We start from the raw sequence: 13,432 nt of genomic DNA on the forward strand, positions 1-13,432 counted from the left end.
TTTCAGGTAGCCTGTTTGCTTTTTCCCTCCCCCAAGAATAGCGGCGATAATGCTAAAATACCACCTTTAGCACCACCATGCGCGCCCCCGCGCATCCGTGCGCCCGAACAACCCCATCAAAGCATCCCACATGGCCTACCAAGTTCTCGCCCGCAAGTGGCGCCCCAAAACCTTTGCCGATTTAGTCGGGCAGGAACACGTTGTCAAAGCCCTGCAAAACGCCCTGGGCAAAGGCCGCCTGCACCACGCCTATCTGCTTACCGGCACGAGGGGCGTGGGCAAAACTACCATCGCCCGCATCCTCGCCAAAAGCCTCAACTGCGAAACCCCGCACGAAGGCGAGCCTTGCGGACAATGCCAATCCTGCCGCGACATCGACGCCGGGCGGTTTGTGGATCTGCTGGAAATCGACGCCGCCTCCAACACCGGCATCGACAACATCCGCGAAGTGCTGGAAAACGCCCAATACGCTCCCACCGCCGGCAAATACAAAGTCTATATCATCGACGAAGTGCACATGCTCTCCAAAAGCGCGTTCAACGCCATGCTCAAAACGCTGGAAGAGCCGCCCGAACACGTCAAATTCATCCTGGCCACCACCGACCCGCACAAAGTGCCCGTTACCGTGCTCAGCCGCTGCCTGCAATTCGTGCTGCGCAACATGACCGCCCAGCAGGTATCGCAGCACCTTGCGCACGTTCTGACCAGCGAACAAATCCCCTACGAAGCCCCCGCCCTCGCCCTGCTCGGCCGTGCCGCCGCCGGCTCCATGCGCGACGCGCTCAGCCTGCTCGACCAAGCCATCGCCATGGGTTCTGGCAGCGTAACCGAAGCCGACGTGCGCCAAATGATCGGCGCCGTCGACCAACACTACCTTTATTCCCTACTGCAAGCCGCCGCCAACCAAGACGGCGCCGTCCTGCTCGCCACCGCACAGGAAATGGCCGGCCGCGCCATCGGTTTCGACAGCGCCTTGAGCGAGCTCGCCCTCCTGTTGCAAAAGCTCGCCCTCATCAAAACCATCCCCGCCGCCGTGCCCGCAGACGACCCCGAGCGCGATACCCTGCAACAGCTCGCCGGCCAACTGGGCGACGAACAAATCCAGCTGTATTACCAATGTGTTATCCACGGCAAGCAAGACCTGCCGCTCGCGCCCGACGAATACGCCGGCTTCGTTATGACCCTGCTGCGCCTGCTCGCATTCGCCCCCCTGGCCGCAGCCGAACTGCCCGAAGGCAGCCAAATCAGCGGCAGCGAACTGCACGACCCCGCCCCAAAGCCCCGTCCGGCTGCCACACCGCAGCCGGATAAGCCCCCCAGACTGGCTGAAAACCATATAGCAGAAGCCCCTCCCGCCCAAGCCGAACCAAGGCTACCTGAAAGCGGGCATAACAGCCAAAATGAACACGGCAGCTTTTCAGGTAGCCCAAACAACAACGGCAGGCTTTCGCAAAACAACCCCCTGCCGCAAGCAACTGCCACCGCTGCCCGCCATACCGAAAGGCTACCTGAAAATATTTCAGGCAGTCCAAACAGCCGGCACGAGCTTTCGCCCAACCCAAACGCATCCGGCAACCCTGCGCCCGGTTTGGCCGAACCCGGCCGCCCCTACCCTAGCGAGCCGCAACCTACTCAGACAGAAGCCGTCCCTACCGCCTTCGAAAGCAACCCGCCGTGGGACGATGCCCCGCCGCCCGCCGGTTTTGAAACCCGGCAGCCCGACAGCCCCCCAAGCTCAGGGCTAGCTGAAACCGAGCCCAGCCAAAACCCCGCAAACGAGTTTCCGCATAGCCGAAACCAAAATGACAGCCTGCCCCAGCACAAACATGATGCCGCATCCCGAAACGAATCCGGATTAGGCAGCGAAAGACTACCTGAAACCGAACAAAGCGGATTTTTACAGAGCCCAAACGGGCAAACCGAAGCCCAATCGGCCGCTGCCGAAACCCCGGAACACACCGGCACGGCTGCCCTGCCCCTGCCCGATGCCGACACCTGGCCGCACATCGTCGCCGCCATCGCCCCCAAAATCGGTGCCGCCCAAATGAGCGCCCAGCACACCGCCTGCCTCGGCTACGACCCGCAGCAACACCTGCTCACCCTTGCCGTGGCCGAAGCCGGGCAAGTCAGCATCAGCCGCGAACACATCCAGCGCATTGAGCAGCACCTGGCTGCCGCCTATGGCCATCCCGTCAGCATCCGCACCATCGATTGGCCGGCCGACGGCAACGCCGCCGAAACTCCCGCCATGCGCCAACAGCGCCTGCGCCAGGCTGCCCGCGATCAAGCACAAAGCCTGCTGGAGCAAGACTCCGCCGCGCAAGATATCCTCAATCTATTCGGCGCCCGCTGGCTGCCTGAAAGCCTTGTATTGCAGGGAAACAGCCAAACCTAAGGCTGCTCCCGCACTTTTTTATTCCCACCCACTCTTTAAATAGGAGCACACTCATGTTCAACAAAGCCGGCCTCGGCAACCTGATGCAACAGGCACAAAAAATGCAGGAAAAAATGAAACAGGCACAGGCCGAATTGGCCAACATCACCGTGGAAGGCGAAGCCGGCGGCGGCATGGTGAAAATCACCCTCAGCTGCCACCACGCCGTTAAACGCGTGCACATCGACGACAGCCTCGCCGCCGATGCCGCTTCCGACAAAGAAATGCTGGAAGACCTGATTGCCGCCGCCTTCAACGATGCTACCCGCAAAGTAGAAGCCGCCGCCCAACAGCATATGTCGCAATTCACCCAAGGCCTCGGCCTACCCCCCGGCATGGACAACTTCTTCAAGTAATCCACACATAAACACCGGCTGCCCGAACTCGTCAGGCAGCCGGTTCGTATTTGGCTTGCATCCGTTTTCAGGTAGCCTCCATATCGCCTTACCAAGGCTACCTGAAAAGGTTTTATCGCCATTCCAATAGAAACTCATCTCGCCATATTTCTGTACTGCCTACAGCTCTCACCAGCTAGTATGCAAAACAATGGATACCGCCACCAATCAAATCCACCCATCAAACAAAAAGCCGTCCCAACAAACGGGACGGCTCAACAATCATCACAACAGATTAAGTCCGCTCAAACACGGCACCCTTTTCTTCCACCACGCTCTCGGGTGGCAGGCCGCGCAGTTCGCCCATCTTGGCCGCAATTTGCGCCTGGGCGGCGGCGCATAGCTCTTGCCGCGTTTTGCCTTCCGGCGAAATCGGTTCCAGAAAATACAGCACGCCTTCGCTGCGCTTTTGCGGCAGGATGCGGCAGAACGATTCCCACAAGCTGATTTCGCCGCAATAGGCCATATCCGTGTTCGGACTGCCGTCTTCATTTGGATAGTACACCAACACCGGCCACACCGGATATTGGCCGATGATGGCGGTATCGAATAGCCCGCTCTTAAATGGCTTGATGCCCCGCCCGTCGGTGCTTGTTCCTTCGGGGAATACAACCGCGTAATCCTTTTCCGACAAAATCTGCAACAGCACATCCATCACCTGCTGTGATGATTGGCGGTTGCCGCGTTTGATGAATACTGTATCGACTCGCGCCACCAGCCAGCCGATTACCGGCCAGTCGCGCACTTCTTGCTTGGCTACAAAGCGTACAGCCTGCACGGAGTTGATGAGAAAAATATCCAGCCAGGAGATGTGGTTGCCCACCATAAACTGGCCACCTTCGGCGAAAAAACGTTCCGCTCCGTGCACGGTCAGCTTGGTACCAAACACTTTCATGCACTGGCGCGACCAGCGTTGAATCCGCCATTGGCGTTTGGCCTTATCTTCACGGCCGAAAAACAAGGCTACCTGAAGGCAGCCCCACAACAAAACGGCAGCCACCCCAAATAGCCTGACAATCAGTCTGAGCCTACGCATCAGCTAACCTTGTCTTCTGATTTATTTAACAAAATGTTTGGCATAACGCGGATGGATATTGGCCATCGGCATCATCACCAGCATATCGGCACTGCCGAAATCCTTATCCCAATGCGGCTCGCCGCAAATCCATACGCCGGCGCGCAGATAGCCCTTCATCAGAGGCGGTGCTTCCACTTCCAAATCCTGCCGCAGTTCATTCAACGGCAGCGGCACTTTCGGGAATACGCGATATTCCTCGGGCGAGTAATGGGTTTGTTTGAGCTGGTTAAACAGACTGGCGGCATAGTGTCCGCCGTCGTCCACATGCACGCTACCACAGCCGATCATGTATTCCAGACCATGTGCTTGCATGAAACTGATCAAACCCATCCACAGCAGCGAAATCGTGCCACCAGTACGGTAGTCTTTGTGTACGCAGGCACGCCCCAGCTCCACAGTTTTGGGCAGGATATGGCGAATGCGGGAGAGGTCGAATTCCGAATCGGAATACCAGCCGCCGGCAGCTTGGGCCGCTTCTTCGGTGATCAAGCGGTAGGTGCCGATGATGCGGCCGCTGGTTTTGTCGCGCACAATCAGATGGCGGCAGAATTCATCATAACGGTCGATATCGCGGCCGTCTTCACCGTGTATACCGGCGCCCATCTCACGGCCAAAGATGTCGAAACGTAAGCGCTGCGCTTCTTCCACGGCATCTGCTTCGCGGGTTACACTCACTTCAAGATTGCCGCCGTCTACCAGCAGCCATTCTTGGTTTTTTATTTGTTGCATGGGTTACTCCGGAAAAACGTGCCATTTCGCACAGGCTGAACTGTAAAGCCACAAGGCGTAAGTGGCAAGTAGATTGTTTGCTCGTGCGGCGGAAATGGCGGATTTTAACAAAGGTTTTACTCAACAGCGAAATGGCACGCCTTAGATTATTCAAGAATATTGTCGGCCAAATGTTTGCTCTAGGTTAAAGTTTGTACCTTCAGGGAGCCCTGTTAATCCATAGCTAACAGGCTACCTGAAAGCCTGCCTGAGCAGTAGAAATTTTTCAGGTAGCCTCTTACATTCGCCGTAAAAACTGTGACGGCACTTCTTTAATCAGCCACACTTTATTGGCTGTTAAATAAAACACAAAACCCTGCTGACGCATCAGCCCGGCCTGAACTTCCAACACCAACGGCTTGCCGTGGCGGCTACCCACCGACACAGCCGTCTCCACATCGCCCGACAAGTGCACATAATGCCGGCTGCCCGGCAACAAGCCTTGCTCTTCAATAGCTTCGGCAAAACGCTGCGCCGTGCCGTGATACAGGATTTCCGGCGGCTCGGTTTCGGTGTAGGCAATATCCACTTGTGCCGTGGAATGCCCTTGCTCGGCACGGATTTTGCCGCCATCGGCAGACAGCGTAAACCGTTTTTTATTATTGGTAGCCACCACCTCATGCAATAGCGGCAGGCTGATATTGCGCCCGTGTGCCGCCGCCTGGGTTAATAGCTCATCCACATCTGCCCAGCCTTCACCATCCAGCGTCAAACCGATGGCTTCGGGATGGTGGCGCAGGATATAACTGAGGAATTTGCTCACGCCGGCAGTTGATTTGTCCATTGTGTTGCCTTTAAATTTAGTGTTTGGTTGAGTCTTAAGTATGTGTTATAGCGAATTAACTTAGATTCAGCTACAGCATTGAGTTGTCTTGCTTTACTTCAGTACGGTTACCTTTCGGCCTTATGTCAAGCCAATTCAATTATAATTTCGTTATAGTTATATGATTGAAAAGTGAAATATTAGACGATCGTCTGCATCTGCAAAGCTGCGTCCGCGAAAAACAAGAGTTACCTCAATTCTGCTTTGTTACAACAGGGCATCTAACTAATTACCTACCCAGATAGGCTATTTTTCAGGTATCCTAATTGTCCTTGACCATGGGAGATTCAAAATGAAACACCTTAGCTTGTTCGTTCTGTTTGCGCTAGTTTCCGCTGCCACCCATGCAGAAAGCTGCCGCATTGCCGCTGCTGCCCCAGTACGTGAAACGCCTGGCGGCCGTATTTTAGGCAGTCTGCCTGCTAACCTAAATGTTACCCTGTTTGAACGCAGCCCCGATGATCATGGTAAAAACTGGACGCTGGTCAGATGGCGTGGTAAACCTAATCACTACAACCGTTATTTTGGTGTCAATACCGGCTGGGTTGCGCCCAGTGCCGTCCACTGCATAAGATAAATAATTGCCCCACGATTAAGGCTACCTGAAAATTAACGTACCGAGCAAAAGCAAATGTTTTTTGAAACAATAAACTGAAGGATTAACTATACCTCTTTAGGATGGGGTGCCCGCAAGATGTTGTATCCAGCAGCACATCCGCCAATTTCATCGCGATAAAACTTGAACCGGAAATGCTTTCTATGGTATAAAGCAAGTTTCGTTTCTATCTAATATTTTTTGAAGTTTGGAGAATTAACCATGGCACGAGTTTGCAAAGTAACCGGAAAGCGGCCGATGTCCGGTAACAACGTATCGCACGCCAACAACAAAACCAAGCGCCGTTTTTTGCCGAACCTGCAATCGCGCCGTTTTTGGGTTGAGAGCGAAAACCGCTGGGTGCGCTTGCGCGTTTCCAACGCGGCTTTGCGTCTGATTGACAAAGTTGGCATTGATGCCGTTCTGGCCGATCTGCGCGCACGCGGCGAAGCCTAATCACATTATTTAAGGAATTAGAGTCATGCGCGATAAAATCAAGCTGGAATCCAGCGCCGGCACCGGCCATTTCTACACTACCACCAAAAACAAGCGGACTACCCCCGGCAAATTCGAAATCAAAAAATTCGATCCGGTTGCCCGCAAGCACGTGGTTTACAAAGAAACCAAGCTGAAATAATCCTTCAGCCACACTTTCTACCCAGACTGCATTTTCTGCTTGGCAGAGAATGCAGTTTTCTATATCTGCCCCACTAAGGGCACATCTGCCGTTAAATAGGGCAAATGCGCGTAATACCAATGCCCTGCCCGGCAAAGAGCCTGTATACTGTGCGCCGCTTTTTGCAAATCTAATGCTTGCCCAAGTTTGCGTAGTATGTGCCTTGCTGCCGTATCAAATACACTGCTGAAGCATATTTTGCAAATGAAGCGAACTGATGCTGCATGAAGTGATTTTTAGCCGGATAAAGGCTACCTGAAACCCCGCCAATCCCACGATTGCAGCCTGCTTCGGCAGACTGCGGAGCCCATTCCACTATGCTTTCCTTAGAAACTTGGATCGGCCTGCGCTATATGCGCGCCAAAAAACGCAACGGGTTGATGTCTGTTATCAGCATCATCTCGATTCTCGGCATTGCCACCGGCGTAACCGCGCTGATTGTGGTGCTTTCCGTAATGAATGGTTTTCAAAAAGAAATTCGCGGCCAGCTGCTGCAAGTTACCCCCCACATGCAGATGAGCTATCTACAGGCCGATCCGGGTGACACTTGGCAGGGCCTGGCCAAAATCGCCCAAGCCAACCCGCGCGTGCTGGGTGTAGCACCTTATGTGAGCGGGCAGGCGCTGCTGGCCAATTCCGGCGAGGTGCAGGGCGTGCAGGTAAAGGGGATCGACCCGGCTGAAGAACCGAAAGTGTCAGAATACGGCGAAAAGCTGCCCAATGAGCTGTATCAGCAGCTCAAACCCGGCCAGTTTGAAATGATTTTAGGCAAAGATATTGCCGACCGCTTAGGCGTGCAGCCGGGCGAAAAAGTTACTCTGATTTCGCCCGAAGGCAACGTTACGCCGGTGGGCATGGTGCCGCGCATGAAGCAATTCACTGTGGCTTCCACCGTTTCCACCGGCATTTTTGCTGTAGATAACAGCTTGTCTATCATCCATATTGAAGACGCCAAAACCCTGTATCGCGCCGGGGATGGCGATGTTAGCATTCAGCTGCGCCTTTCTCAGCCGGAAACCGCACCCGACGTAACCGCCACCATCGTGCCCGCCGAGCAGCGCAACCGTATCGCTGCCTTCGATTGGACCTACCAAAACCGCGACTACTTCCAAGCCGTGGAAGTCGAGAAAAAGATGATGTTCGTCATCATGTTCTTCATCAGCCTTGTCGCCTCCATCAACCTGATTTCCACCCTCATCATGACCGTAACCGAAAAGCAGGCCGCCATTGCCATTTTGCGCACCCTCGGCCTGCCTCCACGCGGTATTATGAAGATTTTCCTGGTACAGGGTACGCTCTTGGGCGTAGTCGGTACCGCCATCGGCGTAGTGCTGGGCGTAACCGTAGCGCTGAACGTGGGCGCTATCGTTTCCGCCATCGAGCAAATGGCCGGCCGCAAGCTGGTTACTTCCGCCATCTATTTCATCGATTACATGCCCTCGCAAGTGAAGCTGTCCGACGTGCTGGCGATTGTTGCTATTTCCCTCGGCCTCTCCTTCGTGGCCACCCTGCTGCCCAGCTGGCGCGCATCCAAAACCCAACCCGCAGAGGCCTTGCGCTATGAATAAAGAAGCCGTTATCCAATGCCAAAACGTTGGCAAAACCTACGACGACGGCAGCCTCAAAGTGGAAGTGCTGCGCAATATCGATTTTCAGGTAGCCTCAGGCGAAGGCATCGGCATCATCGGCGCCTCTGGCAGCGGCAAATCCACCCTGCTGCACATCCTCGGCGGGCTGGACAAGCCCACCAGCGGCGAAGTGAAAATCCAAGGCCAGGGCCTAAACAGCCTCTCCCAGGTGGCCATCGGCCAGTTGCGCAACCGCCATTTGGGCTTCGTCTACCAATTCCACCACCTGCTACCCGAGTTTTCCGCGCTGGAAAACGTGATGATGCCGCTGTTGGTGGCACGCAAAAGCCGGGCCGAAGCACAAGCGGCCGCTGCCGAAATTTTAGAAAAAGTCGGCCTGGGCAGCCGCATGACCCACCGCCCAAGCGAACTCTCCGGTGGCGAACGCCAACGTGCCGCCATCGCCCGCGCCCTGGTAACCAAGCCCGACTGCCTGCTGGCCGACGAGCCCACCGGCAACCTCGACCGTAAAAACGCTACCCACGCGCTGGAAATGATGCTGGAACTCAAACGCGAGCTGGGTACCGCCCTCATCGTGGTCACCCACGACGAGCAGCTGGCCAAACGCTTCGACCGCGTGCTCACTATGGACGACGGCTGTTTGCGAGTTTGAATCTATCCAACAACTATCCAAGTCGCCTAGCGCATAACAAAGGCTACCTGAAAGCTCAAACTCAAAAGAGTTTGGCGATTTTCAGGTAGCCTTTGCAATTTTAGGAAATAAAGGCATAAACATAAACCCTACCCCGATAGCATTTCAGGTAGCCTGCAAGGCAATAAAGTGGCGGAGGTTAAATTAACCTGCTATTTATCGTAATGAGCATAGCTTTTGATCTCCAAATGCTGCATATCAGGCATTTGATCAAGAAAACTGACTTTCCCATCAAGAATTTTTGTTGCTTCCCACAACCTGACTATTTGTAGCTTGCTTAAACAGCGAAAAGGCTGAATGGTATCAATATTTCCTTGATTCCATAGCGTAATGGAAGTGAGGCTGTCTAACTTTGACAAGGTCTCGATTAAGTTTTCAATCTTTTTGCATGAACAGATTTGAATTTCACTGATTTGCTTGCAGCGGAGTAAGAAGGAAATATTGGTTATTTTGGGCAAATATGCCAATTCAATGCTTTTAAGTGCAGGCAACTTTTGTATATCAGCAATATCGGCAATATGGCTGTTGCTCAAGCCAAGATGTTCGATAGTATGATTTTCTTCCTCAATGCTTAAGCATTTTAATTTCTTAGGTTCAATATAAACGGCTTTCAGATTTTTATGATCAAATAAGCCGGTAATGTTCTTTATGCTGTCATAAAAATCCACACGCTCCAAATGCTGAAACTGATGCAAATCCAATCCGCCTTTTATATCCGGATTTCCTTCTAAGCAGATTTTCTTGATATTTTTCAAAAAGTAAAGCGGAGTTAAATCTCGAATCTTACTGCATTGGATGGTGATGGCTTCAATAAAATCTGCCGGTTCGTCAAACGGTAATTTATCTTGATCGAATCCAAAGGCTCCCGACACGAATAGTTTGAAGCATTGATGCTGATTCATAAATGCTTTAATGTCCTCAAGGGTATCATTCTTTTCGAGAATAACTTCGGCATGTTCTATCGAGGTGGCATTTTCAGGAAAGAAACGTAAATGCATGATTCAACCTAATCGTCAATGGTGCCTATAATTTTTACGGTATGCCGCACAATATCATGTTTAAACTGAACTGGCGGCTGTAATCCCTTTAATCGGCAATCGGCAGGAGCAGGCCGGATGACAAAATCCTACCTGTACCTGCCGATTTTTTGTTTTCAGACGGCCTTTTTGTAGAAGGCCGTCTGAAAACGGCCGGTGTTTATTTGTCCAGCCGCTTCAATTGCTTGGCGGCATATTTGTTGCCTGCCTCGGCAGCACGACGGTAGTAGCGGACGGCTTTTTTCAGACGGCCTGCGTCTTCATAGAGAACGCCGAGGTTTGATAAGGCAAGGATGCTGCCCGCGCGGGCGGCGAGTTTGTACCATTTCTCCGCCAGTTTTTTGCTGCGGCGCACGCCTTTGCCGTTGTGGTAGAGGAAGCCTAGGTTGTTGCAGGCGGTGGCATCGGCCTGCAGGGCGGCGCGGGCATACCATTTGCGGGCTTTGGCATGGTTTTCGGGCAGGCCTAGGCCTTTTTCGTAGCAGTAACCGAGGGCGCGTTGGGCATCGGGATGGCCAGCCTTGGCATCTTTGCGGTAGAACTGGCAGGCCATTTGGATGTCTTTTTTACCGCCGAGGCCTTTTTCATATAGGTAACCGAGGCGGTAGGCTGCATCGGGGGTGGCGCTGCTGCGTTGGGCGGCGTTGCGGGCGTACCATTTGCGGGCGCGGCGGTAGTCAGGTTTTTCGGCAAATTCGTATAGGCAGCCGAGGGCTTCCTGTGCTTCGGCGTGGCCGAGTTTGGCGGCACGGCGGTAGTATTTTTCGGCCTTGGCGGGATTTGGCTTGACGCCGTAGCCGTACTGGCGGGCGCGGCCGAGGCCGAACCAGCCGTCGGGACAGCCTTTTCTGGCAAGTTGGCGGTAGGTGCGGTAGGCGGCGCTGGCTTCGGCAGGATCGGCGGTTAAGGAGGCATAAAAGAGGTATTCGAGCAGGGCGGCGCGGTAGAGTGATTTAGGTTTCATGGTTTCTGCCTTTCTGGGGAGAGTCAGACGGCCTCTGTGTAGAACCGTTTACAAAATGTATTTGGTTTGTAGTGGGCTTTTTGAATGCTTTTTCAGGAAGTTTTCCCGATAGCGGCTGAGTGTGCCGCGGTTGATGGCGGAGTATTGCTCGCCGGCCGTGCCGTCGTTTTCCCATTGGCAAATCGGGCAAACAGCGTAATCCGTTGGAGGACTGAGGGAATAAAACGAGCAGCAGGGGCAAGGGGATAAGGTTTGTTTTTCGTTGCCGCTTACTTGAAATTCGTTTTGAGTATAACGTTTTAATTCTTCGGCTAGGTATTTGTTGTTGAATATTTTACATTTATCCGCCAATCCAATAAGGACGATGAGGCGGAAAAAATCGGTGTATTCGGTTAGGCTTTCGGCTTCATGGTTGGCGAGAAAGAATTTTAATTCGTGGCTGAGGTCAAAGTCTTCAAACAAATACCAATAATCCAAAACCAGATTGAGCTTTTGTTCGTCAGAGAGTTGGCTGATTTCGTGTTCGGCCAGTTGGCGCATGGCTTGTTCGCGGTCTATTACCATGTGGTCAATCGCTTTGAGGTGTTTGATACTAGATAAATAGCATATAAAATCATAATTTCGTTGCAAATTGCGTTTTCATGTAGCCTCAAACACAGGCTACCTGAAAACGTTTGGAGGGCATTTGTTTTGCTTTTATTGAAATACTGCCCTGATGCCGTTCGGGTTGATTTCTATAGTGGATTAACAAAAATCAGGACAAGGCGGCGAGCCGCAGACAGTACACATAGTACGGCAAGGCGAGCCAACGCTGTACTGGTTTAAATTTAATTCACTATACTTTTTCAGGTGGCCTGCTCGGCCAGCACGGCGGCGATGAGCTCTTGGGCGCCGTTGTCGGCCAGTTTCTTGGCGACGGCGCGGCCGAGGGCATCGGCGTATTCGCGCGGGGCTTGGGCTTCTTCTCTCAGGATGACGGAGCCGTCAGGATGGCCGACCAGGCCGTGCAGGGTGAGCAGGCCGTCTTGCTTGGTGCAGTAGGCGGCCAGCGGCACTTGGCAGCTGCCGCCCAGCGCGCGGGCGAGGGCACGTTCGGCGGTAACGCAGGCGGCGGTTTGGGCGTGGTTCAGGGGGGCGAGCAGGGGTAGCAGTTCGCTGCGGTGCGCGGCGATTTCGATGCCGAGCGCGCCTTGGCCGGCGGCGGGCAGGCTGTCGGCGGGGGAGAGGGTGTGGCGGATGCGCTGGGTGAGGCCGAGGCGTTTGAGGCCGGCTTCGGCCAGGATGATGGCGGCGTAGTCGCCCTGGTCGAGTTTGGCAAGGCGGGTTTGCACATTGCCGCGCAAAGGGGCTACCTGAAGCTGCGGGAAACGGGCGCGTAGCTGGGCTTCGCGGCGCAGGCTGGACGTGCCGACAACGGCGCCGGCGGGCAGGTCTTCAAGCCGCTGGTAGTTGTTGGAAACGAAGGCATCAAACGGGCTTTCGCGTTCGCAGATGGCGGCCAGGGCAAAGCCTTCGGGCAATACCATCGGCACGTCTTTAATAGAGTGTACGGCAAGGTCGGCGCGGCCGTCGGATAGGGCTTGTTCGAGCTCTTTCACAAACAGGCCTTTGCCGCCGATTTTGGAGAGGGTTTTATCGAGGATGCGGTCGCCTTGGGTGGTGAGGCCGAGGATGGATACTTCGCAGCCGGGATAGAGCGTACGCAGGCGGGATTGGATGTGTTCGGCCTGCCACATGGCGAGGGCGCTTTCGCGGCTGGCGATAACAAGTTTGTGCGGGATCATTTCAATTAGGAAAACGGAATGGCAAACGGCGGGCAGTCTATCATGAAATGGCGGCGTGTTTGTGGGCGTTTTGCGCTGCCCGCTATATAATCCGGCCATTGTTTAACCACATCAGGCTACCTGAAAAATGAAACGCCATCCCTTATTGATTCCGCTGTCGCAAGACCACCACCACTCGCTGGCCATGTGTGCCCGTATCCTGCGCGATCCTGCCGCCGATCACCGTGCCGATTTTGCCAAGCAGAAAGATGATTTGCTGGCGCATTTTGCCGAAGAGGAAGCGCTGTTTGCGCCGTGGTGGAATAAATTGGCACAGCCGGCCATGCAACGGCGTTTTGAGGAAGAACATGCGCTGTTGCGCCGAATGCTGGCAGCGCCCGAGTTCGACAATCCCGATTGGATGAAAATGTTTGCCGAAACCCTGCGCGGCCATGCACGTTTTGAAGAGCGTGAGCTATTTCAAGCGTTTCAGGAAATCTTAGGTGAAGAGGGAGAGGCTACCTGAAATATTGTGTGGCTTGCCCAGTAGGGTTTCAGGTAGCCTTTTGGTGGTTATATCATTTAGAAAAACAAGGGCAAACAGTCGATATAGCTGTTT

The 13,432-nt window shown here is 54.0% G+C and carries 15 protein-coding genes; 8 read left to right on the top strand and 7 right to left on the bottom strand.

What is annotated here, in order from left to right; genetic code table 11:
- Positions 1–130: 130 nt before the first annotated feature.
- Together dnaX and CKV94_RS01920 are read left to right on the top strand one after the other, a co-directional pair.
- Positions 131–2,395 (top strand): DNA polymerase III subunit gamma/tau, encoded by a 2,265-nt coding sequence (gene dnaX / locus CKV94_RS01915; protein WP_003822312.1) that lies wholly within the window; start codon positions 131–133, stop codon positions 2,393–2,395.
- A gap of 53 nt (positions 2,396–2,448) precedes the next feature.
- Positions 2,449–2,790: a YbaB/EbfC family nucleoid-associated protein gene (locus tag CKV94_RS01920; RefSeq protein ID WP_003822314.1), complete on the top strand. Its 342-nt coding sequence runs from the start codon at positions 2,449–2,451 to the stop codon at positions 2,788–2,790.
- Positions 2,791–3,064: 274 nt separating this feature from the next.
- On the opposite strand, the gene CKV94_RS01925 is transcribed toward CKV94_RS01920, so the two are convergent.
- From CKV94_RS01925 to CKV94_RS01935, 3 genes are all read right to left on the bottom strand, one after another.
- Positions 3,065–3,865 (bottom strand): lysophospholipid acyltransferase family protein, encoded by an 801-nt coding sequence (locus CKV94_RS01925; protein ID WP_003822317.1) that lies wholly within the window; start codon positions 3,863–3,865, stop codon positions 3,065–3,067.
- Positions 3,866–3,886: 21 nt separating this feature from the next.
- Positions 3,887–4,636, bottom strand: a complete 750-nt coding sequence (locus CKV94_RS01930; protein WP_003822318.1) for a GNAT family N-acetyltransferase — start codon at positions 4,634–4,636, stop codon at positions 3,887–3,889.
- Positions 4,637–4,913: 277 nt separating this feature from the next.
- Positions 4,914–5,459: an RNA 2'-phosphotransferase gene (locus tag CKV94_RS01935; protein WP_003822319.1), complete on the bottom strand. Its 546-nt coding sequence runs from the start codon at positions 5,457–5,459 to the stop codon at positions 4,914–4,916.
- Between the two features lie 331 nt (positions 5,460–5,790).
- Here CKV94_RS01935 and CKV94_RS11045 point away from each other — a divergent pair, with 331 nt between their 5' ends.
- From CKV94_RS11045 to lolD, 5 genes are all read left to right on the top strand, one after another.
- Positions 5,791–6,075, top strand: a complete 285-nt coding sequence (locus tag CKV94_RS11045; protein ID WP_003822320.1) for a hypothetical protein — start codon at positions 5,791–5,793, stop codon at positions 6,073–6,075.
- A gap of 240 nt (positions 6,076–6,315) precedes the next feature.
- On the top strand, positions 6,316–6,549 hold the full coding sequence (gene rpmB, locus CKV94_RS01940; RefSeq protein WP_035579964.1) for a 50S ribosomal protein L28: 234 nt from the start codon (positions 6,316–6,318) through the stop codon (positions 6,547–6,549).
- A gap of 25 nt (positions 6,550–6,574) precedes the next feature.
- On the top strand, positions 6,575–6,730 hold the full coding sequence (gene rpmG, locus CKV94_RS01945) for a 50S ribosomal protein L33 (RefSeq protein WP_003822324.1): 156 nt from the start codon (positions 6,575–6,577) through the stop codon (positions 6,728–6,730).
- Between the two features lie 356 nt (positions 6,731–7,086).
- Positions 7,087–8,337 carry a lipoprotein-releasing ABC transporter permease subunit gene (locus CKV94_RS01950; protein ID WP_003822326.1) on the top strand — a complete coding sequence of 417 codons (1,251 nt, stop codon included), beginning with the start codon at positions 7,087–7,089 and terminating at the stop codon, positions 8,335–8,337.
- Entirely contained in the window at positions 8,330–9,010 is a 681-nt protein-coding gene (gene lolD, locus CKV94_RS01955) for a lipoprotein-releasing ABC transporter ATP-binding protein LolD (RefSeq protein WP_003822327.1), read from the top strand. Before CKV94_RS01950 ends, lolD begins: the two co-directional genes overlap by 8 nt.
- Before the next feature lie 191 nt (positions 9,011–9,201).
- Here lolD and CKV94_RS01960 read toward each other — a convergent pair whose 3' ends face one another.
- The 4 genes from CKV94_RS01960 to hemC form a co-directional block, all read right to left on the bottom strand.
- Complete coding sequence (locus CKV94_RS01960; RefSeq protein WP_003822328.1) at positions 9,202–10,047, bottom strand: leucine-rich repeat domain-containing protein; 846 nt, start codon at positions 10,045–10,047, stop codon at positions 9,202–9,204.
- 199 nt (positions 10,048–10,246) lie between these two features.
- On the bottom strand, positions 10,247–11,050 hold the full coding sequence (locus CKV94_RS01965) for a tetratricopeptide repeat protein (protein WP_003822329.1): 804 nt from the start codon (positions 11,048–11,050) through the stop codon (positions 10,247–10,249).
- A gap of 48 nt (positions 11,051–11,098) precedes the next feature.
- Positions 11,099–11,614 carry a CPCC family cysteine-rich protein gene (locus tag CKV94_RS01970; RefSeq protein WP_003822330.1) on the bottom strand — a complete coding sequence of 172 codons (516 nt, stop codon included), beginning with the start codon at positions 11,612–11,614 and terminating at the stop codon, positions 11,099–11,101.
- A 281-nt stretch (positions 11,615–11,895) separates the two neighbouring features.
- A complete protein-coding gene (hemC, locus tag CKV94_RS01975) occupies positions 11,896–12,834 on the bottom strand; it encodes a hydroxymethylbilane synthase (RefSeq protein WP_003822333.1) in 939 nt (312 codons plus the stop codon).
- A gap of 127 nt (positions 12,835–12,961) precedes the next feature.
- On the opposite strand from hemC, the gene CKV94_RS01980 reads away from it, so the two are divergent.
- Entirely contained in the window at positions 12,962–13,339 is a 378-nt protein-coding gene (locus CKV94_RS01980; protein ID WP_003822334.1) for a hemerythrin domain-containing protein, read from the top strand.
- Positions 13,340–13,432: the final 93 nt, after the last annotated feature.

Source organism: Eikenella corrodens, from assembly GCF_900187105.1.
GTDB lineage: Bacteria > Pseudomonadota > Gammaproteobacteria > Burkholderiales > Neisseriaceae > Eikenella > Eikenella corrodens.